Genomic DNA, 22,406 nt, shown 5'->3' with positions numbered 1-22,406 from the left:
CCCATAACGGGCCGTTCACCGCGCCCTTGCGGGAGGGGATGATTTTGACGTACGATATTCCCAATCCCACAGCGTGGAGGCGTCCACCTGGTCCAGGGTGGCACGGCCGGTGAAGGCCATGGCCATCTCAAGCTCTGCCCGCAGGATATTGAGCACATGCGCGACACCCACCGCCCCGGCGGCTGCCAGGCCATAGATATAGGGGCGGCCAATGAGGACAGCCTTGGCTCCCAGCGCGAGTGCCTTGAGAATATCAGTTCCGCGGCGGATCCCGCCATCCAGCAGGATGGGCACCTGACCGGCCACGCGGTCAGCGATGGCGGGCAGCACCTCGATCGTCGCTGGAGCGGTGTCCAGGGTGCGCCCCCCGTGGTTTGAGACCACCATGCCGGCGACCTGGTGTTGTAGGGCCAGGGAGGCATCATCCGGGTGCATGATGCCTTTCACGATGATGGGGAGGTGGGTGTTTTCCTGTAACCAGGCGATGTCCTTCCAGGTGAGGGCGGCATCGAGGTGCGGACCGAAATAGATGGAGGGGGCCCCCGGCTGGGCGTAAACCGGCGGCAGGGACTTCATGCCTTTCAGGTTCACGGCCTCGATGCCCGGAGGGAGCTTGAAGAGCGCGTGGTGCTCGCGATTGCGGAGCCCCTTGAGCGGGGCGTCCACCGTCAAGACGATGGCGCGATAACCCGCAGCCGCCACCCGCTGGAGCAGCTCGCGGATAAAACCGCGATCCGGCTGAAGATAGAGCTGATACCACAAGGGGGCCTGCGCGGCCGCGGCCACCTGCTCCAGGAGCATGCTGGCATGGGTGCTGAGGATCATGCCCGCCTTCAATGCTGAAGCTCCCAGGGCGGTGGCTACCTCGCCATCCGGGTGCGCCATGCGATGGTAGGCGATGGGGGCGAGGAAGATGGGGTGGTCGTACTCATGCCCGAGCAGGCTGATCCGGGTGTGGCCACCCGTCATCGGGGCCAGGACCCGCGGAGCCAGGGCCAGCTCCGTGAATGCCTCGCGATTGCGGCGCACCGTGATTTCATCGCCCGCACCCCCGTAATAATAGGCCCAGGCGTGATCGGTGAGCCGTTCTCGCGCGAGCCGTTCATAATCCTCCAGCGACGCCACTTCTGGCGGGATTTGGGTGAGGGGAGGGAGCAAGGGCATGGGCAGAGATTCAGCCTTTGCCAAAGGGGTTGACCACCTTGACACCGGCGAACCGGAAGTCTTTGGCATTGCGAGTCGCCACGGTGAGTCCATGAGCGAGAGCCGTGGCGGCAATGAGGCTGTCTTTGACGGGCATGGCGTGGCCGTTTCTTTTCAAGCTCGCCAGCAGGTTCGCCCAATGGGAGGCGGTGTCGGCATCGACGTCCAGAGATTGAATGCGGCGCACTCCCTGCGCGAACCATTTTTCCAGCCGCGTTCTGCGTTGGCCTTTGGGCAGGGTGAGAATGCCATATTCGAGCTCACCCAAAATGATGGGGCTAACCACCAGCTGCGACTCGTGGCTGCGGAGCCAGGCGACCACTTGTGGGTCCGGCGCTGGTTTGGTCGCCTCACTCAATATATTGGCATCCACCAAGTAGTTCACAGCGTGTCAGTGGACTCGGATTGGATGGGTTGAAACCAGTCTTTCTCAGGACAGGAGAGCAGCCAGTCAATCAAGCCTTCGTTGTCGGGCGCGGCCTGACGTTTCAGGAGGTATTGTCCCGACTCCAGCCGTTCGATCTCAAATTTCTGGCCAGCGACCACTTTGTCCTGCTCCCGCAGCTCGACGGGCAACACAATCTGGCCTTTGCTTGAGACAACGGTTTTCATTTTTAGGTAAGATGTCGTCTTACAGTGAGTTGTCAATGTCCGATTGGGTCGATGGGAGTCAGTCCACCACCAGCCGCCGCCCCAGGCTGACGACGTCATCCCGCACGAAGCCGAGGCGCTCATAGAAGGCGATGACCTCGTGGTTGTTGGTGCGGACCTGGAGATTGATTTTGGGACAGCCGAGCTGACGGAGGAGCTGTTCCGCGTGGTCCATAATCTGCCGCCCGAGGCCCTGTTTCTGAATGTGCGGAGCGACGGCCAGGTAGTTGATCCAGCCGCGGTGGCCCTCATAGCCCACCATGGCCGTGCCGATGAGGGCATGTGTGTCCGTGCACTCCGCCACGAGAAACAGTTCTGGCTGCACCTGGAGTTTCCGCTGGATGTCCTTCAAGGGATCGTTGACCGGGCGGACGAGGCCGCAGGCATCCCAGAGCTGGATCACGGCCGATTCATCACTCGTGGTATAGGGGCGGATCACTAAGGAATTCATGGATGGAGGAGATGGCTTGCCCGGATGGGGACGCTGGCCCAAAGTGGCAATCTTGCACGTGAAAAGCAGCTCTATCGCCAGACCTTTCATGGCATCGCTTCTGCTTCCTTCTTTGCAACATGCCCCTTTTTGACTGACATCCCGTTTTGATCCCGCTGCTTCGTGAACCTCCACATCTCATCCCTCGGACCTTGTCGCATCCCATCACCCCTGCCGCACTTCGGTGGCATGGAGGCTCCCTTCAAAACGGACGAACATCGAATTTACTTCAACAACCGGACTTCGGATCATGAGCCGGGGGCCATGCCCTACAGTTTTGAGGAGGCTGGTCCTCGCGAGCACATCTTCTTTGATCCGCCGAAGACGACTGTTGGAATCGTCACCTGCGGGGGACTGTGTCCAGGGTTGAACGACATCATTCGTGGCATCGTGCTACAGTCGCACAACCAGTACGGCGTCACCAAGATCTACGGCTTCCGCTACGGGTATGAGGGGCTGGTACAACGTTACGGGCACACGCCTCTCATTCTGCGTCCGCAGTCGGTGGAGCAGATCCACAATTTCGGCGGCACCATGTTGGGCAGTTCCCGTGGTCACCAGAACATCGGGGACATGGTGGACACGCTCGAAGACATGAAGGTGGACATCCTCTATGTGATTGGCGGAGACGGCAGCCTGCGGGGAGCGTCGGCAATTGCTCAGGAAATCGAGCGTCGCGGGCTGAAAAAGGCGGTGGTGGGCATTCCCAAGACGATCGACAATGACATCATGTACCTGGACAAGAGCTTCGGGTTTGATACGGCATTTGCCGAGGCAGTGCAGGCCGTGAAATGTGCCTATACGGAATCGACAGGGGCTGTGAATGGGGTGGGTTTGGTGAAACTGATGGGCCGGGACTCAGGCTTCATTGCGTGCTTCGCTGCTTTGGCTGGCAGTAACGTGGACTTTGTACTCATCCCTGAGGTTCCCTTTGAACTGGATGGCCCCAAGGGGCTGCTGGAGATGCTCCGCTACCGGTTGGTAAAGCGCGGTAGCGCTGTCATCGTAGTGGCCGAAGGGGCTGGCCAGAATCTCATGAACCGGGATGTCGGTGCGACGGACGCCAGCGGAAACCAGCGGTATGCTGACATCGGGCTGTATCTGAAAGACACGATCAACGATTTCTTCAAAAGTCGGCGCATGGAGGTGAATCTCAAGTACATCGATCCCAGCTATATCGTCCGCAGTGTTCCTGCCAATGCGCAGGACAACGTGTATTGCTCACGTCTCGCCCAAGGGGCGGTGCACGCAGCGATGGCGGGTAAGACGGGCATGCTGGTGGGATGCTGGCACGGAGCCTTCGTCCACCTGCCGCTGGATCTGGTGACGGGGGGGCGCCGCAAGGTGGACCCCACGCGCGAGCTCTGGCACTCGGTGCTGGAATCCACGGGGCAACCGGCCACTTTTAAGTGACAGGCTGCGAAGTTCAGGCCCTGGCGTTTGCGAGCGCCAGGAAGCCTTTGCGAAGCAGGGCCACGTCGGAATCCAATGCCAGATAGGTGTAGCCGAGATCTCGAAACTTCGGGATCTCGGTGGCGTCACGCAAGAGAATGCCGCAGGCCTTCCCCGCGGTTTGGGCGGCACTGGCCACGGAAACCAGGCACTCCTCATAGCTGAGCGCTGCCAGATCAGGGCGGGCCCCAAGGTCAAACTGTAGATCGGCCGGACCGACGAAGAGGACATCGACCCCCTCCACGGCGGCGATTTCACTGGCGTGGGCCACGCCCTCAATGTTCTCAATCTGCGCCATGATCAGCGGCTGCGGGATGGCCCCGGCAGAAGCGGGTGGTCGCAGCCCCAGGCCGTATGCTCTGGCAGAGCGTGAGAATCCCCGGTGCCCCCGGGGGGCATATGAGGCGGCTTTGACACAGGCGGCGGCCTCTGCGGCGGAGGAGACCCGCGGAATCATGATGCCATGAGCGCCCCAGTCGAGGGCGCGCAACACCTGGTCGGCATGAGGGGTGCCAAAGCGGACAATGGTCCGGGTGGCGGTGCCCTTGGTGGCCATCAGCTGAGGCAGCAAGCTTGCGTCTGTGCTGGCACCGTGCTCAAGATCGAGCAGGAGCCACTGGAAGCCGCATTCGGCGGCCAGTTCCGCGATGAGGGGTGAACCAAGGGAGAGGAAGGTGCCCAGCTGGATGTCCACAGGGGGAAGGTAGGATGACATGGAGGAAAGGTTCAGGGTGTCACAATTCAAAGCGATGCTACGGGCAGGTCGCCGCGCAGCCCCTGCAGTGCCGAGGCGATGCGCTGGGTGGTGAATGTTTGCAGGTTCTGGCCGCTGCTTCCGCTGCCAATGAGGAAAAAACCATCGGACTTCTCAAAATAACCTGCTCCTACCCGGATCACGGCCTTGACGATCATGTTGCGCAGGAGATGGAGCCAGAAACGACGGCGGTGCTCTGTGGGCAGCGGGCGGAGCATCTGGTAACCTTCCAATGCCCGGGCGAGAACAGGGCCGTCGTGAAAGCACGCCAGCAGGGAGAGGTCGTCCATGGCATCTCCTGAAATGGCATCGTCCCAGTCGATGAATGCGGCAACGCCTTCTGGCGTGCCCAGAATGTTCCAGAGCGCCAGATCTTTGTGAACCAGGCAACCTTGGTTGAGGGCGAGCAGGGGACGGTGGAGCAGCACTTCTGATTCGATCTCTGCCGCCTCGCGCGAGGAGAGCAGTTGTTGATGAGTCAGATAACGAAGGTGTCTCTCGAAATGGAGGAAGAAGTAGTCCTCGTAGCTGGCGTGAAAGCCGCAGAGCGTATTCGTTTCCATGACCTGGGCGGGGTCAAAGGGGCCGTATCCCGCCGGCTCTGCACACTGCCAGCGGGCAATGGCGGCACCGATCTCCCCGGCCATTCTGGGAAGATCGAGTTCGCCCTTCTTTTGGAAATGATTCAGGTCCGGGGCATCCACGAGGTCGAGCATCTGCCAGGCAAAAGGCACGCTTTCCCGGCTGGCATCCACGGCATGGACCCGCGGTGCAGGCAGGCCGAGTGTGCGCACTTCATGCAGCACGCGGGATTCCACGATGAGATAGTTGTCCTTCTCGGGTCCATCTTCCACGCGGACGAATCGACGGGCCTCATCCACGGTCGCGATGAAGGTGATGTGATTGCCCTGACCGTGACCCGGTTCAAGGGAAAGGCGTGCTGAGGGGAACTTCTCCTGGAGAGCTTGTTTCAGCGCACTTTGCAGGGTGCCCGCATCCGTACGCCCCGTCGTGCCGTGGAAGGCGGCGGGTCGATCGCATTTCCAGTAGTAGGTGGTGCGACGATGGGAAGGGGATACCAGATCCGCAGCGTTCGCGGGAGGGGCTGAAGAGGTGATGGTGGTGGCGTTCATTCCGGGCGGGCCTCAGGAATGGCTGGTGTAGCGGGCTGCGGGGCTGGCGTGCTGGCCGTCGCCGCGGGGTTTGAGGAGGCGACGGGGTGCATGCGCCACCAGGTGGCGAGCAGGCTGCCGAGCAGGGTTTGCGTGATGGCGCTGAAGATGGCGGGGACTGCGGCCAGCGGTTGCATGGGGAAGTTCTGCTTGGCCAGCACGGCGGCCAGGCCGCCGTTTTGCATGCCGACTTCGATCGAGATGGTGCGGGCTATTTCCTCAGGCCGGCGAAGGATCTTGGCGACAAGGTAGCCGACGCCGAAGCCCAGCACGTGCAGCAGGACGGCAGCGAGGGCCAGTTTGCCGGCGTTGGCCTTCACTGCGGCTGCGTTCTGCGCCACGATGCCGCCCGTCACGAACATGAGGGCGAGCACAGAGACCAGCGGTCCCACCCGTGAGACGGAGGCGGTGGCCTTGGGGAAAAGCCAGTTGCAGAATACGCCCGCCAGCACCGGGGCCACCGCGATCTGAATGGTGGAGAGGCTCAGTTTGGCGGCGTCCACCGGCACGTATTGACCCGCCAGTGCCTTGCACCAGGCCGGGGTCATCACGAAGGCGAGCAACGTGGAGGTCAGCGTCACCAGCACGGCGAGGGCGACATTGGCCCGCGCCAGGTAGCAGATCACATTGGATGCCGTGCCGGACGGGCAGCTGGCCACCAGGATGAGCCCCACCGCGAAGCCGGGTTCGAGGTTCAATGCATGCGCCACGAACCATCCTGCCAGAGGCATGATGGTATAGTGAGTGAGGAACCCGAGTGCCAGGGAGGACGGGGCGCGAAGCAGGCGGCGGAAGTCATCCACCGTCAACGTGAAGCCCATCCCCAGCATCACAAGGGTGAGGGCCCATACGACCCACCCTCCGGTGAACCAGGAGAGTGAGGTGGGGTGAAGCAGGCCGACCACGGCGAAGGAGATGACCCAGACCGGGTACAAGCTGGTGAACCAGTTGATGAAGCGAAACATGACGGTGAAAGAGAGTGTGTAGGTTTAAGGAAACTTCATTTTGCCGCCTGTGAGCCGTCGCCCACTGTATCCACCACTCCTGGGAATCCAGGGCCGCCAGAGCCGATGTAGCCTCCGCTGGCACCGCTGAGGTGCGAGGTTGTCCAGAACGAGTAGAGCTGACCGTTGGTGAGATGGAAGCGCAGGCGCACTGCCTTCCCGCGCACGCTCTCCAGATCGGCTGTGCCCTTCCACTGCACCCTGGTGCGGGTGCTGTCTGCCTTTATCGCTTCGCAATTGCCGACAGTATAGGGCTCGATCACCTTGCCCGCCTCGTTCAGGACTTCGGCTTTAAGGCTGCCCTGAGGGGCATTCACATTCACGAAGAGGTGAGCGCCATTGAATGCCACCGGGCGGGTGGTCAGCGTGCCGGTCGTGGCACCGGCCCCCATGGAGGCAAAACCGTCCCGACGCAGGGTGGCGAGACCGATGCTGGCCCCGGTGTACATGCCGCGGGTGCCGCTGGGAGCGATGCCGGAGTACCCGGTGTATGGGAAGTAGAGGCGGTCATCCTTCACCACCATCACGCCGGTAGTGCCGTGGATGTAAGCACGGTCCCAGTCACCTTCTTTTTTAGTGGCGGCGATGAAGGGCCTGCGCTCCGGGCGGTGCCAGTGGAAGCCGTCGCGGCTGAATCCCAGCATCACCTGGGTGACCTTCGGAAACTTGCCCTTGTCGCAGATCTCATTGTTGGGGCCTTGGAGGATGTAGAACTCACCCAGCATCAAGCTTTCGTAGGCTACGGCATTGAGGCTGTAGAGCTGGGGGGCTTCGCCGATCTCAGGATCCTCTGGGTCCAGTTGGTCAGCATTCGTCCAGTACACAGAGTTCTTCCAGTCCGCTCCTTTGAGGAAGTCACTGGTCTCCGCGTAGTAGCGACTGCGCCCACGTGGGCCACCCTGCTTGATGCTGTACACCCACTTCTTGCGGAAGGGATTGTAGAAGAAGGAGCAGTAGTCGCCGGCTTTGCCCGTTGGGATGCCTTGCGACCAGATGCGGCCGTCCGGGGAGGTGTGGATGGTATGCGGCTGGCGGTCCGTCAGCAGCTTGTAGCGTTCCTCGGGCAGCTTGGAGCTCAAGTCCAGCCACACTGAGTTGTCACCTCCGGCCCATTGCTTGCCTCCCGGCAGGATCACATTGCCGCCCACCAGACCGAGATTGGGACGGTCCCAATGCAGCAGATCCTGGCTTGTGGCCTGAGCCAGCCCGCCCCGCCATCCGGCGGTGTAGAACATCTTGAAGTGCTTTTCCTTGGGGTCGAAGAAAACGCCGCCGTGTCCCAGGTAGCAGACGGCCTCCTGACCGGTCTCTCCGATGGTGGAGGGCTTGTTCTCTTCAGGAGTTTCGGCTTTGAAGACGGGGTTGCCCGAGTACTTCTCGGCCGCATGGTAGGTGCGCTTAAGATCGGTCTGCTCAATGAGGAAGTCGTCCACAAAGAGCTGGCGTCCGAAATTGATGGGGATCACCGCGGGCGGATTCGTCAGATAGGGCACCGCCATGGGCTCCGTCGATTTCGGATCCTGGGTGCGGGGCGGCCACTCGCTGTCGAGCTGGATGCCGTTGTAGGTGATCTCGCCGATGTTTTTACCTAGAGCCTTGCTCACCATCAGCATGCCGGCAGAGCCGGGCACGGTGAACTTGCCTGCCAGCACATCTTCCTCTTTGAACTTCGCAAAGAGGATCTCACGGTCTTCGTCCCGGTTGTGATCGTGGGTGATGTAAATGGTGCCATCGGGGGCTTGGAAGCCATCGGGATAGGAGACACCACCGCGTTCATCGATGATCAAGCCACCTTTCCAGCTTTTGCCCTCATCGTCGGAAAGGTAGGCCGTCATGTGGCTGCGGCCCTTGAGTCGCTCATTCAGCGGTCCGTTCTTGACCAGCAGCAAATTTCCCGAGGCGAGCCGGCGGAAGAAGAATCGCGAGCTGACATTCTGGATGGTTGAAGGCTGTGCTGCGGTCCAGGTGCGGCCCTGGTCGGAGGAGAAGCTCTCGGCAATGCCATATTTGGTGCGTGCCATCAGCCAGAGACGGCCGTCCTTGAGTTCCACGAACATGTGCTCGTCGAAGTCCGTCTCGGGCACGGCCACGCCGCCGCGACGATTCCAGGTTTTGCCCTGATCGGTGGAGACGAAGATGTTTGCCATCCGGAACTCATCCAGTTCCTTGAAGCCATCCCGCAGTTCGGCAGGGCCGATACGGTCGCGTGTCCACAGAGAGATAGGCAGCAGCCACTCGCCATTCTTCAATACAATCGGCTTGTTCAGCGTGAGTCCGTGCCAGATGCGACGGGGCTCAGACCAAGTGGGATTCTCCGCGTCCGGGTTTTCGCAGGTGATGGCCCACACGCCGGCTCGGCCATCGTAGTAGCCCATGGACTGATCATAGAAGAGCCAGAGCTTGCCAGTTGGGTCCGTCCAGAGATTGCCCACCAGGATGCGTTTGCGCAGGCCGGTGGGAGCTTCCGGGGGATCGATCACCAGACGGGGCTTGGACCAGGTCGCGCCATCGTCGTCACTGGACGCCAGCACGAAATAGCCGAGATCACTGTCTCCTCCAGCCACCCAGGCCGACCAGATGCGACCCTTCGGCGTGCGGTCCATCCCGATCACCATCGCGTAGTCGCGCTGCTCAGCAGAATATTTGGGACCGGGATTGGTGATCAGTTCCGATGGCTGCATCGCCAGATCGAGTACGGAGGCTGGCACCTGAGAAGGAGCGGGGGCCGTCTCCGCTGCGGCGGCGTGAAGAGAGGGGAGCAGGCACAGGGACAGAGAGCCAGCGCAGAAGAGGGGCAGTGTTTTCATGCGGTGAGGAAGTGTTGAATGGGTCCAATGAGGCACTGGACCGGTCCGAGAGGCAATCAAACGCCTGTGTTATGCTAACACCGGGACTCAAGGCGGGTGGGGGTGGCCAATTTTTGGGAGCGGAGCGACGCGCCGAACATCGTTTTGCCACTTTCTGACCGCGATTGACCCCTCCAACCACCCCTGAGGAACCTCCGTTTGAGGTCGTTGCATCTCTTCGGACAACTTTTCTCAGAGGTTTTGCGTTTCAAATTTTGGCCCCAGAATCCGCTTATGCTTCACCAGCCTTGATAAATGAAACGGCCTCTCCCGCATGGCACTAGGGCCCGTTGAGCGGGCTCTGATTTTTCGTCTCCATGAGTTTGTTAAGTCGATGAAGGCCGCATGTCGAAACTGGCAAAAATCTTCAAAAAAAGAGCCTCAACTTGTTGACGAAAAGAGGATGTGGGGTAGTATCAACACCCGCACCGAAAACGAGCGGCTGAGACAAAAAGAGCGACGCAGGCAACTGCGGCATTCTTCGAGAATCAGAATACGATCTTTGGCAGCATTAATCAGACTAAACGGCCCGCAAGGGTTGTGAGTTTAGTTTGAACCAAGAAAAAGCTAAGTTGTGTACTACGCGTGTGTGAGAAACAGCGCGTGGTTGTCATAACAAACAACCAGTCAATTTAGTTCAATGCTTTGCATTGGACCGTTCATTCAGAGATGGATGGACAAATGTTCGGAGAGTTTGATTCTGGCTCAGAACGAACGCTGGCGGCGTGGATAAGACATGCAAGTCGAACGGGATAATCTTGTAGCAATACCGGGTTGTTCAGTGGCGAACGGGTGCGTAACACGTGGATTACATACCGGAAAGCGAGGAATAGCCCAGGGAAACTTGGATTAATACCTCATGTGGTCGCAAGACTAAAGGCGGGGCAACCTGTCGCTTTCTGATTGGTCCGCGGCCTATCAGCTAGTTGGCGGGGTAACGGCCCACCAAGGCGACGACGGGTAGCTGGTCTGAGAGGATGACCAGCCACACTGGAACTGAGACACGGTCCAGACACCTACGGGTGGCAGCAGTCGAGAATCATTCACAATGGGGGCAACCCTGATGGTGCGACGCCGCGTGGAGGATAAGGTCTTCGGATTGTAAACTCCTGTCATGCGAGAGCAAGATTTGAGCGGGTAACTCCGCTGGATTTGATAGTATCGCAAGAGGAAGAGACGGCTAACTCTGTGCCAGCAGCCGCGGTAATACAGAGGTCTCAAGCGTTGTTCGGAATCACTGGGCGTAAAGGGTGCGTAGGTGGCGTGGAAAGTCAGATGTGAAATCCGGGGGCTCAACCTCCGAATAGCATCCGATACTCCCATGCTAGAGAACTGGAGGGGGATCTGGAATTCTCGGTGTAGCAGTGAAATGCGTAGATATCGAGAGGAACACTAGTGGCGAAGGCGAGATCCTGGACAGTATCTGACACTGATGCACGAAGGTCAGGGGAGCAAACGGGATTAGATACCCCGGTAGTCCTGACAGTAAACGGTGCACGTTTGGTGTGGGAGGATTCGACCCCTTCTGTGCCGGAGCTAACGCGTTAAACGTGCCGCCTGGGAAGTACGGTCGCAAGATTAAAACTCAAAGAAATTGACGGGGACCCGCACAAGCGGTGGAGTATGTGGCTTAATTCGATGCAACGCGAAGAACCTTACCTGGGCTTGACATGCACTGTGTCGTCGGTGAAAGCCGGCTAGTGTAGCAATACACGCTTTGCACAGGTGCTGCATGGCTGTCGTCAGCTCGTGTCGTGAGATGTTGGGTTAAGTCCCGCAACGAGCGCAACCCCTGTGATTTGTTGCCACCGGAGCAATCCGAGCACTCGAATCAGACTGCCCAGATCAACTGGGAGGAAGGTGGGGATGACGTCAAGTCAGTATGGCCCTTACGCCCAGGGCTGCACACGTACTACAATGCCCAGCACAATGTGAACCGAAACCGCGAGGTGGAGGAAATCCTCAAAACTGGGCTCAGTTCAGATTGCAGGCTGCAACTCGCCTGCATGAAGTTGGAATCGCTAGTAATGGTACATCAGCTACGGTACCGTGAATACGTTCCCGGGTCTTGTACACACCGCCCGTCACATCATGGAAGCTGGTTTCGCCCGAAGTGCCCGCGCCGACCGCAAGGAGGCAAGGCCCTAAGGCAAGACTGGTGACTGGGATGAAGTCGTAACAAGGTAGCCGTAGGGGAACCTGCGGCTGGATCACCTCCTTTCTATGGAGTATTCCAGGAGCCCTCACGGCTTACTGGATAGGTCGAGACCAGAGTGCCCGGTTCGCCGGAACACCTGGTCTGCTAAAAGGCTCAAATATTTGCGTGAGTTACCTCACGTGTAGTGCACGACTTAGCTTTTGCTTGGGACAATACACACGCATCACCAAAGGGGGTATAGCTCAGCTGGTAGAGCGCCAGCTTTGCAAGCTGGATGTCTGGGGTTCGAGTCCCCATGCCTCCACCATGTGACTTGCTGAGTGCTTTTAAAGCAGGGGACCGGTGAAAACCGGGCCTGTAGCTCAGTTGGTTAGAGCACCGCCTTGATAAGGCGGGGGTCAATGGTTCGAGTCCATTCAGGCCCACCATCTGGTGACCAATGGGTGTGTAGAATTGATTAATGCTTTCGAACCGGAAGGTTCTTTGAAAACTGGACAAGACAGATTAAGAGCGAAAAAGAGATAAATTTTTATTTGAAGCTGGCGCAAGCCAGCGGCTACAGGCATCAAGTATTTTAGAGCACATAGTGAATGCCTTGGCACCAGCAGGCGATGAAGGACGTGCTAAGCTGCGATAAGCTTCGGATAGCGGCAAAGACGCTTTGACCCGGAGATTTCCGAATGGGATAACCTGCAGCGGTTCATACCGCTGCGTGCAGCCCTCAATACATAGGGGCTGCGACGCCATACCAGGGGAAGTGAAACATCTCAGTACCCTGAGGAAAAGAAAACGAATGTGATTCCGTCAGTAGTGGCGAACGAAAGCGGAACAGCCCAAACCGGAGGCTTTGCCTCCGGGGTTGTAGGAGCCCGACGTGGCATTGGATCGAGTTAGGTGAAGCTTCAGGAAAGTTGCGCCAGAGAGGGTGAAAGGCCCGTAACCGAAAACTTTGATCCAGCCTAGGGAATTCCTGAGTAATGCGACACACGTGAAACTTCGCATGAATCGGCGCCGACCACGGCGTAAGGCTAAATACTAGCTGGTGACCGACAGTGAACAAGTACCGCGAGGGAAAGGTGAAAAGCACCGCTGTGAGCGGAGTGAAACAGTACCTGAAACCATGTGCTTACAAGGTGTCAGAGCCGGCTTGTCCGGTGATGGCGTGCCTTTTGCTTAATGAGTCTGCGAGTTGGTTTTTGTGGCGAGCCTAAGTCCTTCTGGGACGCAGGCGCAGCGAAAGCGAGTCCGAACAGGGCGGTCATAGTCACAGGAGCCAAACCCGAAGCGGTGGTGATCTACCCATGGCCAGGCTGAAGCGTTGGTAATACGACGTGGAAGGCCGAACCGGTGAACCTTGAGAAGTTCTCGGATGAGTTGTGGGTAGGAGTGAAAGGCTAATCAAACCCCGTAATAGCTGGTTCTCCTCGAAATGTATTTAGGTGCAGCGTCATATGCTGACCCGGGGGGGTAGAGCACTGAATGAGCTAGGGGGCACACCCGCCTACCAAACTCAATCAAACTCCGAATACCCCGGGGTGAAGTATGGCAGTAAGACAGTGGGGGATAAGCTTCATTGTCGAAAGGGAAACAACCCAGCCCAGCAGCTAAGGTGCCCAAATACCGCTCAGTGGAAAGGAAGTGAGATTTCTTTGACAGTGAGGATGTTGGCTTAGAAGCAGCCACCATTTAAACAGTGCGTAATAGCTGACTCATCGAGAGATCTCGCGCCGAAAATGATTGGCGATAAGCGGTATACCGAAGCTCTGGATGCCCCGGATTTTGGTCCGGGGTTTGGTAGAGGAGCGTTCTCAACGCATCGAAGCTGGATGGCGACTGAAAGTGGAGTGTTGAGAAGTGAGGATGCAGACATAAGTAACGACAAGGGTGGTGAAATCCCACCCCGCCGTAAATCCAAGGTTTCCTGGGCAACGATTTTCGTCCCAGGGTTAGTCGGGACCTAAGCCGATGCCGTCTGGCGCAGGCGATGGAAAGCAGGTTAATATTCCTGCACCGGTTTTGGTTAAGTCATGTTAGACCACGGAGAAGGAGGAAACAGACCTTATTGACTTGGCAGGAAGGGCTTCGGCCTGACCGCGTTTCCAAATGATCCGTCTAGAAAAGCTTCATGATGTTCCCAGGGCCGCCCGTACTAGAAACCGACTCAGGTGGATGGGTAGAATATACCAAGGCGCAAGAGTGAAACCTCGTTAAGGAACTCTGCAATCTAGTCCCGTAACTTCGGAAGAAGGGATGCCCACCTCGGTGGGTCGCAGTGAAAGGGGTCAACCGACTGTTTATCAAAAACACAGCATTGTGCGAAGACGAAAGTCTATGTATACGATGTGACACGTGACCAATGCGGAAAGATTAAGGCAAGATGTTAGTCCCGCGAAAGCGGGGCGAAGCTTTGAACCCAAGTCCCCGTGAATGTCGGCCGTAACTATAACGGTCCTAAGGTAGCGAAATTCCTTGTCGGGTAAGTTCCGACCTGCACGAATCGTGTAACGAGTTGACCGCTGTCTCAACGAGGGGCTCAGTGAATTTGTAGTGGCGGTGAAGATGCCGCCTACCCGCGGAAGGACGGAAAGACCCTATGCACCTTAACTGTAAGCTGTCACTGATTCGCTGATTTCAATGCTCAGAGTAAGTGGGAGGCTGTGAAGCGGAACTTTCGGGTCCCGCAGAGCCAAAAGTGAGACACCACCCTTTGGTATTGGCGAGTCTAATTGTAACCCCATAAAGGGCATGAGACCATGGCAGCCGGTCAGTTTTACTGGGGCGGTATCCTCCCAAAGAGTAACGGAGGAGCGCGAAGGTGTGCTCAGCGCGGTTTGCAATCGCGTGTTGAGTGTATTGGCATAAGCACGCCTAACTGTGAGACCTACAAGTCGAGCAGATACGAAAGTAGGCCAAAGTGATCCGGCGGTTTAATGTGGAATTGCCGTCGCTTAACGGACAAAAGGTACGCTAGGGATAACAGGCTGATTTCATCCAAGAGTTCATATCGACGATGAAGTTTGGCACCTCGATGTCGGCTCGTCGCATCCTGGGGCTGGAGAAGGTCCCAAGGGTCCGGCTGTTCGCCGGTTAAAGCGGCACGCGAGCTGGGTTCAGAACGTCGCGAGACAGTTCGGTCCTCTATCCTCCGTGGGCGTTGGAGAATTGAGGGGTTTACTTCCTAGTACGAGAGGACCGGAAGTAACGTACCTCTGGTGTTCCAGTTGTCACGTCAGTGGCACAGCTGGGCAGCTATGTACGGAAAGGATAAGCGCTGAAAGCATCTAAGCGCCAAGCCTCTCCCAAGATGAGTTCTCCCTGAAGGATCGTGGAAGACTACCACGTTGATAGGGTGTGGGTGCAAGTCGAGTAATCGATTCAGCTCAACACTACTAATCATCCGATCGTCTTGATGTTTGATTCTTTTTCAACCACTCTTAATTTGTCCTTGTTCAGTTTTCAGGGAACCCAGCTCCGGCAGGGCCGCCAGCCCAACCTATAACTGCAACCGCTGAAGCGCTGAAGTCTTCAGACAGGCTGTTTCACATGGAGCTTGAAGCTCTCAACCGAAACAGAAGTCTGGTGACCACAGCGAGGTGGCCCCACCCGTTCCCATCCCGAACACGGAAGTGAAACACCTCAGCGTCGATGATAGTATGGCGACAGGCCATGTGAAAGTAGATCGTTGCCAGAGTTAATCCCCGCCTTCTGCGACCCAGAGGGCGGGGACTTTTTTTGTCTGTGTACTGCGACCCGCGAAGCGGGAGAGGACGGACACCAGACTGCCAGACGCCAGACATCAGACCTGAGGTCAGGGGTGGGGCGAGAGCGCTGGAGTGGGTGACATCGGAGGCTGTTTGATTCTCAAGCTACTACCGTACCCACAACATCTGGATGCGAAGCATCTTTGGGAGTGCGTGCGGGAACCGCCGCTTTGGCGGCTCTGGTGAGTTCCTCGTACCAGAGAATGGGAGCAGGGGGGCAGCGTGCCCGTAACGGCCCCCGCTTGGCCGCATCATCAGCAGGCTGCCCATGACCCTCGTTGTCCCTGTCATCCGCCGGCGAAAGCGGCGTCGAGCCGCACGCACTCCAGGACGCTTCGCGACGATGCCCGCGCTGGAGCCATGTCCGCAGCATGAAGGATGGTCATTTTTCGCTGGCTCATCCATCTTCGCGCCAGCGTCCTGGAGTGTCGGTGGCTCGACACCGCTTTGGCGGCTCTGGTGATGGGGTAGAAGAGCCGTCCCGGCTCTCGGGTACATTTGGAGATGCGAGAACAACTTCCGGGAAGGCTGTTCGACCTCTTCGGTGACCAGGCTTTTCCAGGCTGCCTCAGCAAACAACAGCTCTGGGGTTTCCCTTTTTTCTGCCAGTCTCAATCCCGGTGTAGTTGTGGACGTAAGGAGGCACCAATTTCACGGTCTTTGGTGATGTGGCTGGGAGAGGGGCAAGAGTCCAAGGTGTCCGCTCGGCCGGTTGGAGGCGGAGCGCTGGGTAGTTGGTGTTCGAAGGCGAGAATCATGCCGCAGACGTTTCAGTTAGTGCCTGCCAAGGAACCTGGGGGGTGAAGCATGGACTGACAGGCTTCAGATGGCCTGTGCCCGGGAAGCTCGGGGAGCGCACGCATCCTGCGTGCTGTTTGCGGCATCTTGCCGCAAACGTCAGTCAGCGCATGACATCAGGTCCGGCTGACGTGGGGGTGTTGATGGCGGTGGGGAGAAAGCAGATGCTGTCGGCCTTCCCACCTGATCATCGTCCTGGGAGGTACCCAACGTTGACTCGCTTAGGGCTCGTCCAACGTTGGGCTGTGTTAGAGATCCCCGCTGGGGATCAGCTTCGATCTGGGGTGGCCGCCTCAAGGTGGTTCCTTGGCATCCACTCCAAACGCCCGCGGTTGGTTGGTTCTCCCTACTTCGACAACTACGGCGGCGTTGGGGGCAGTTGAGCAGAAGCGGAGTCGTCGCGGCGGATGGATGCCAAGGCAGGCTGGAATGCGTCGCTTTGTCGGTACTGTGAGTTCCTTGTACCGTGGGATGGAAGCTGGGGAGAAGCGAGCGCATTGGATGGCTCCCGCTTGGCAGCTTCGAGCCACCAGACGATCTCCAAGACGCTGGCGCGTGGCTGGGTGGGCCAGTGTGCCGCTTCACAATCATTCAACGGAAGACGTCACCTGGGCCGCCAAAGCGGCGGTCCCCCCCCCATGCACTCAAAAGGTCAGGGTCGGTCCACCTCTCTGGTGAGTTTTCTCCGTTCTTTCTGGCAGATGATTTGCGCGCCCTTGCCTCGTCGTCAGGAAAGGGTTTTGACCTGGGCGACGTAGTGACTTCTGCCCCCAGGTTATCGTAACATTCAAGGCTGCTTTTCGTTCATGCCAAGTCGAGGGACCCCAGTTCCAAGTTCAACTCCTGTCGCAGTGGTCACTGCGACAGGGGATGGTGATGCACCACCGAAGGTGAGTTTGCAGGATGTGGCCCGCGCTGCTGGGGTGTCGGCGATGACGGTCTCGCGTGTGCTGCACAATTCGCCCAAGGTCTCCATGAAGACCCGGGAGACGGTGATGGAGGTGGCGCGGCAGTTGAACTACCAGCCGGATGCGCATCTCACGCGGATGATGCACCTCGTGCGGGGACGGAAAGACTCGAAAGTGCGAGCGGTGATTGCCGTGATCCGGGAGTCGCTCCCCCAGGATGAACTGCACGACCCGGCCTATCAGTATGTGTCGATCAAGGACATCCAGAAACGGGCCGAGCAGCATGGCTACCATGCAGAGGAGTTTTGGCTGGGACGGGATGGCATGACGCCGGGGCGGCTGGCGGATATCCTGCAGGCTCGCGGCATCGAGGGGATCATCATTTCTCCGCAGTCATCCCAAATGAAATGTGCGCAGTTCGACTTCTCCCGGTTCTCCGCTGCGACATTCGGGTATGGGCTTCGGGAGCCATCCCTGCATCGGTCTGCTGGGAACATGACGCTGGGAATTCATCGGGCGACGGATGAACTCAACGCCCGGGGCTACAAGCGCATCGGCCTGGCCATCACGCAGTGGGTGGACAAGAGGGCGGAAAGTGCCTATAGCGGGGCCATGCTCCACTACCAGGAGGGAGTGCCCAAGAAGAACCGGGTGCCCCTGCTGTTGTTTCCTCACAACGACCTGCGCAAGTGCGGAGAGATATTCTCCAGTTGGGTAAACACCCACCGCCCTGACGCGATCATCAGCTTCGACACCCATGTGCCCGGGTGGTTAAAGAAGCTGGGGCTCAGGGTGCCGGAGGATATTGGCCTTGTGGTGCATGACTGGACGGACGCCATGAGTGGGATGGCGGGCATTCATCAGCGGCGGGAGCACGTGGCCAGTGCAGCAGTGGACCTGGTGGCCACCCAGTTGCTCCATCATGAGCGGGGCGTGCCGGAGGTGCCCCGACAAATCTTGATTCCTCCAGCATGGGTGGACGGGGCGTCGATTCGCCCTTTGAAGGGGCCTTGAGAATTCAGGAAATAATCGACGCGGCCACGAATGGCAATTCGCGGCCATTCCGGAGCAAGTCGGGCTTGGCGGAAAGGCCTGGTGGGTCTGTATTGATCGTCTATGAATGCATCCACCTTTTTTCTTCTGCTCACCACTGTCTGTGCCCTGCCATCCACGTGGAGTGACTTTTCTTGGACAGAATTAACAAAATTAACGGAATTAGGATTCTACTGAGAATAGGGGAACTCTGAAACGATCCTTCGGAAGCTGAACGCTAATTCCGTAAATTCTGTTAATTCTGTCTAAATCTCAGTTTCATTCCTCTGTGGTTCATTAAGCCGCACGCTCTCACCTAACTCATCATCGCTTCCAACCGCTTTGCTGACACAGGCTGGGCGGTGCCGAGTTCCTGGGCGAAGACGGAGACGCGATACTCTTCCAGCATCCACCGGAAGGTTTCGTGGTCAGCTTCTGCCACGTAGCGTTCCCAGTTGTCGTAGTCGGCGATGAGGTCGGCTTTGTCTGCATCCTTGGCAGGGTTGATGCTGGCCCGCTCTGCCCGCACTTGAATGGCTTTCAAGAAGCGGGGAAGTTGGAGTAGTTGCTGATGGGGTGTTTTTGCCAGCAGACCAGGGGGTGTTAACCGGGCTACATCCTTCTCCATGCCGGGATATTTTTTTGGGGACTGAAGGAGCTTTTGCTTCAGGTCTTGCACCTGCTTGACCAGATCACGCACTTTGTGGGCGTAGGTCGGAAGTTCCTTGCGAACGTTCTCGCAGAGTTGGTTGAAACGTTTTGTCGTCAGAGGAAGCACTGGCTCCAGCCGGAGCGCGTGCTGGAGAATGTGTTCCTGTGCCTGCTGCTGAAGCAGGTCTCCTGATTCCAGCGGAGTGGGTTTGGTTCCTGTGAGATCGAAGGAGGACAGGGCGGCCTGGAAATTGGCAGGAGCCTTGTACACGGAGCCGCCGCCCAGATTCCGCAGTTCCTTCCACAACCAGGCGATGTCTTTGCCAAGGGCGGCTTCTGCCAGCTTCCGGATTGCGGGAGGGCTGGATCTCACTGCTTCTTCCTTTTTGCGGAAGAGGCGAACGTCCACTTCTCCATCGCGTAGCATCAGGCCGGGATAGCCGAGGACGGGAGTTCCGTTGATTTCCTCGACCACCAATGATTCTGGAAGGTCGCCGAATGACCAGGAGCTCAGGGCATAGCGTTCCACACTGCGAACCATCCGGTCCCAGGCGTCGGACTTCACCTCCTGCTTCTTGACCGTGGCCTTGATGGTCTCGAGATCGCGGGCGGTGATGACCGTCTGCTTTTTCTGATCCACCACCTCCACGCGTGGTTGCAGGTGGGCGGGTATGCTCTGGGCGGGCCAGTCGGAGGCCTTCACCTCCACGCGGTACTTGATGCCGATAAAGCGGGCAAGTGCTTCGAGGAAGTCACCGCGGCCGGGATCAAACTCGCGGGCGATCTCGCGGACTTTGGGATCGATGGGCATGAGCTGGCGGCGCACGACTTTGGGGAGGGCGCGCAGGAGCACATTGATCTGCTCCTCACGGAGACCGGGCACCATCCACTGGATCTGTCCGGAGGTGAGATGTTCGGCCACGGGCAGGGGGACCTGAACAGTGACGCCGTCCTCCTCCTTGCCCGGAGTATAAGCATAGCTCACGGGCAGGACCGAGTTGCCCAGATCCACCCGGTCAGGGAACAACGCTATGTCGAACGTCAGCTCATCACCGCCAGTGAGATCCACCTCCCGGGCACAGAGAAAATCTGGCTCCGTGCGGATGCGATCATTCACCAGGCGGTTCAGATCGTGAACGGAGGACACGTCCTGGATGCGTGCCTCATAGTATCTGAAAAGGGCCTCTTCGATGTCGTACACCCGCTGGCTGCGAACGCGGGTGAGCGTGGTCTCGATCTTGTCACGCAGCTTCCGGTTGTGTTGGAAGAAGCGGTGGGGGAGCTGGGACTCGCCATGCAGCAGGGCTCCGCGGATGAAGAGCTGGGTGGCTCCCACGGGATCCACCTTGCCAAAATCAATCGACTGCTTCATCACCTCAAGTCCGTGCACGAGGGTGCGCTGGGTCACGAGGACGCGGCCAGAGCGGCCATGCCAGTGGGGCTCGCTGTACTTGTGCTGGCAGAGGTGGGAGCCGATGTCCGCCACCCAGGCGGGATCGATTTTGGCCAGAGTTCGCGCAAACAACTGAGAGGTCTGCACGATCTCTCCCGCCACCATCCACAGAGGTTGTTTTGATTTTTCCGTGCCAGGTTTCCCGGGCTTCTTCTCCCGGCGTTCATAGAGGCACGAGCCCGGGAAGACCATGACCTGACGGTTGCCCGCGGCCTTGTAGAGATTGCGCTCCTCCCGCAGGGCGATGTTGCCCAGCTGGCCCGCCAGAATGCTGCGATGCACAGCGTCGTCATGGCTGGCGGTGCGATCCTCCAGCTTGGGGAGAGGCTCCCCCTCGTCATCGAGAGTATCGCTAAGCTGACGCCAGATGTCCCGCCACTCCCGCATGCGGGTCAGGGAGAGGAAGTTGCTCTTGCAGAACTTTCGCAGGGCGTTGTTGCTGCGGTTTTCCACGTCCGGTGCGGCCTGCCAGATGCGCAAGAGCGTGAGGAAGTCTGAGTCCGGGCAGGTGAAGGCCTTGTGTGCGGCAGCAGCCTGCTCTTTGGCTTCCTCAGGGCGTTCGCGTGGGTCGGGGACGCTGAGGCCAGCAGCGATGACCAGCATCTCTGCCAGGGCACCTTCCTTGCGGGCCTGTAGTAGCATGCGACCCAGTGTGGGATCGAGTGGCAGGCGGGCCAGCTCCCGGCCCAGGGGGGTCATGTCATGAACCTCGCTCAAGGCTCCGAGCTCATGCAGGAGCTGGTAGCCGGAGCGGATGGCGGCAGACACGGGCGGGTTGATGAAGGGGAAACTTTCGATCTCGCCGAGGCGAAAGGCCTTCATGCGCAGGATGACCTCGGCGAGGTTCGCCCGCTGGATCTCCGGCTGGGTGAACTTCGGCCGCTTCTCAAAGTCCTCCTGCGAATACAGGCGGATGCAGATGCCGTCCTGGATACGACCGGCACGACCGGCGCGCTGGTTGGCGCTGCTCTGGGAGACCTCCTCCACCGGCAATCGCTTGGTGCGGGTTCGAGGATTGTACCGGCTGATGCGGGCCAGCCCGGTGTCCACCACATAGCGGATGCGCGGGATGGTGATGGAGGTCTCGGCCACGTTCGTGGCGATGACCACGCGGCGCTTCGGCCCGGGGGCAAAGATGCGCTGCTGCTCCGCCGCGGGCATGCGGCCGAAGAGGGCCAGGACCTCAATGCCACGGCCGAGCCGGCCGTCCAGAAGGTCGCGCGTCTCCCGGATGTCGCGCTCTGTGGGCATGAAGACGAGAACGTCACCGTTCTCAGACTCGATGAGGGCGTCTTCCACCGCATTGACCGCCGCCTCCAGCAGGCTGAGATCGTCGTCGCCGGCCTCGACCGGGGCGTAGCGAATGTCCACCGGGTACATGCGGCCGGAGACCTCGATGATGGGGGCGTTGCCAAAGGCCTTGGAAAAGGCCTCCGTGTCGATCGTCGCGGAGGTGATGAGCACCTTGAGGTCGGGCCGCTTTTTCAGCAGGCCCTGAAGGTAGCCCAGGAGGAAATCGATGTTGAGCGAGCGCTCATGGGCCTCATCCAGAATGAGCATCGCATAGTTCCGCAGCAGGGGATCGGACTGGATCTCCGCCAGCAGGATGCCGTCTGTCATGAATTTGATGCGGGTGTCCCGACTGGTGTCGTCGTTGAAACGCATCTTGCACCCCACCTCCCGGCCCCACTGGACGCCCAGCTCCTCCGCCACACGGCGGGACACGCTCATGGCGGCCACGCGGCGGGGCTGGGTGCAGCCGATCTGGCCGCGCGTGCCCTCAGGCATCGCTTCCAGACACATCTTGGGCAACTGGGTGGTTTTGCCAGAGCCGGTCTCCCCGGCCAGCACCACCACCTGATGGCTGCGAATGGTCGCGAGAATTTCCTCTCGGCGGGCCGTGATGGGAAGATCAGCGGGATAACGGATCGCAGGCATGGGTCAGGAGCGCGGAATGGGGGGCTGGGAAGGTACAGCGAATCGGGAAAAATGCCCCGAAAATGTGCCGAAGGGCAGTGCGTAGGTCTGGAGGTTGGGGCCGCTAGGGAGATGCTCCACGCGAACGCGTGACGT

At 59.0% G+C, this 22,406-nt stretch carries 11 protein-coding genes, 2 tRNA genes and 3 rRNA genes; 7 read left to right on the top strand and 9 right to left on the bottom strand.

Annotation, left to right across the window (positions count from 1 at the left end):
- Positions 1–15: 15 nt before the first annotated feature.
- Genes VSP_RS22315 through VSP_RS22300 form a run of 4 tightly spaced genes read right to left on the bottom strand, consistent with a single transcriptional unit; the run spans position 16 to position 2,305 of the window.
- Positions 16–1,164 carry an alpha-hydroxy acid oxidase gene (locus VSP_RS22315; protein WP_009963469.1) on the bottom strand — a complete coding sequence of 383 codons (1,149 nt, stop codon included), beginning with the start codon at positions 1,162–1,164 and terminating at the stop codon, positions 16–18.
- Positions 1,165–1,174: 10 nt separating this feature from the next.
- A complete protein-coding gene (locus VSP_RS22310) occupies positions 1,175–1,588 on the bottom strand; it encodes a type II toxin-antitoxin system VapC family toxin (protein ID WP_009963467.1) in 414 nt (137 codons plus the stop codon).
- Positions 1,585–1,815: an AbrB/MazE/SpoVT family DNA-binding domain-containing protein gene (locus VSP_RS36760; RefSeq protein WP_009963466.1), complete on the bottom strand. Its 231-nt coding sequence runs from the start codon at positions 1,813–1,815 to the stop codon at positions 1,585–1,587. Before VSP_RS36760 ends, VSP_RS22310 begins: the two co-directional genes overlap by 4 nt.
- A 58-nt stretch (positions 1,816–1,873) precedes the next feature.
- Positions 1,874–2,305, bottom strand: coding sequence for a GNAT family acetyltransferase (locus tag VSP_RS22300; RefSeq protein ID WP_009963465.1), 432 nt, complete (start codon positions 2,303–2,305; stop codon positions 1,874–1,876).
- Positions 2,306–2,467: 162 nt separating this feature from the next.
- Between VSP_RS22300 and VSP_RS22295 the strand changes: the two genes are divergently transcribed.
- Positions 2,468–3,757 (top strand): ATP-dependent 6-phosphofructokinase, encoded by a 1,290-nt coding sequence (locus VSP_RS22295; protein WP_029190670.1) that lies wholly within the window; start codon positions 2,468–2,470, stop codon positions 3,755–3,757.
- 13 nt (positions 3,758–3,770) lie between these two features.
- Here the strand turns inward: VSP_RS22295 and VSP_RS22290 are convergent, their stop codons facing one another.
- From VSP_RS22290 to VSP_RS41225, 4 genes are read right to left on the bottom strand one after another with little or no spacing between them, the layout of a single operon-like run.
- Positions 3,771–4,511: an HpcH/HpaI aldolase family protein gene (locus tag VSP_RS22290; protein ID WP_009963462.1), complete on the bottom strand. Its 741-nt coding sequence runs from the start codon at positions 4,509–4,511 to the stop codon at positions 3,771–3,773.
- 26 nt (positions 4,512–4,537) lie between these two features.
- Positions 4,538–5,683, bottom strand: a complete 1,146-nt coding sequence (locus tag VSP_RS22285; RefSeq protein WP_009963461.1) for an aminoglycoside phosphotransferase family protein — start codon at positions 5,681–5,683, stop codon at positions 4,538–4,540.
- Entirely contained in the window at positions 5,680–6,687 is a 1,008-nt protein-coding gene (locus VSP_RS22280) for a bile acid:sodium symporter family protein (protein WP_009963460.1), read from the bottom strand. The genes VSP_RS22285 and VSP_RS22280 overlap by 4 nt, the downstream gene beginning before the upstream one ends.
- A 35-nt stretch (positions 6,688–6,722) precedes the next feature.
- Positions 6,723–9,533, bottom strand: a complete 2,811-nt coding sequence (locus VSP_RS41225; protein WP_009963458.1) for a sialidase family protein — start codon at positions 9,531–9,533, stop codon at positions 6,723–6,725.
- Positions 9,534–10,254: 721 nt separating this feature from the next.
- Between VSP_RS41225 and VSP_RS22265 the strand changes: the two genes are divergently transcribed.
- The 6 genes from VSP_RS22265 to VSP_RS22240 all read left to right on the top strand — a co-directional run bounded on the left by VSP_RS22265 (position 10,255) and on the right by VSP_RS22240 (position 18,211).
- Positions 10,255–11,793: ribosomal RNA gene (locus tag VSP_RS22265) — 16S ribosomal RNA — on the top strand.
- 168 nt (positions 11,794–11,961) lie between these two features.
- A tRNA-Ala gene (locus VSP_RS22260) sits at positions 11,962–12,037 on the top strand.
- Between the two features lie 44 nt (positions 12,038–12,081).
- Positions 12,082–12,158 (top strand) — tRNA-Ile (locus VSP_RS22255).
- Positions 12,159–12,293: 135 nt separating this feature from the next.
- Positions 12,294–15,144: ribosomal RNA gene (locus VSP_RS22250) — 23S ribosomal RNA — on the top strand.
- A gap of 161 nt (positions 15,145–15,305) precedes the next feature.
- Positions 15,306–15,421: ribosomal RNA gene (gene rrf / locus VSP_RS22245) — 5S ribosomal RNA — on the top strand.
- The 16S, 23S and 5S rRNA genes sit together here with 2 tRNA genes alongside, the layout of an rRNA operon.
- Before the next feature lie 1,719 nt (positions 15,422–17,140).
- Positions 17,141–18,211, top strand: coding sequence for a LacI family DNA-binding transcriptional regulator (locus VSP_RS22240; RefSeq protein ID WP_009963457.1), 1,071 nt, complete (start codon positions 17,141–17,143; stop codon positions 18,209–18,211).
- A gap of 334 nt (positions 18,212–18,545) precedes the next feature.
- On the opposite strand, the gene hrpA is transcribed toward VSP_RS22240, so the two are convergent.
- Positions 18,546–22,271: an ATP-dependent RNA helicase HrpA gene (gene hrpA / locus VSP_RS22235; RefSeq protein WP_009963455.1), complete on the bottom strand. Its 3,726-nt coding sequence runs from the start codon at positions 22,269–22,271 to the stop codon at positions 18,546–18,548.
- Positions 22,272–22,406: the final 135 nt, after the last annotated feature.

Source organism: Verrucomicrobium spinosum DSM 4136 = JCM 18804 (genome assembly GCF_000172155.1).
Lineage (GTDB): Bacteria > Verrucomicrobiota > Verrucomicrobiia > Verrucomicrobiales > Verrucomicrobiaceae > Verrucomicrobium > Verrucomicrobium spinosum.
The sequence above is the reverse complement of the archived record's forward strand: the minus strand, read 5'-3'. Positions and strand labels throughout refer to the sequence as shown.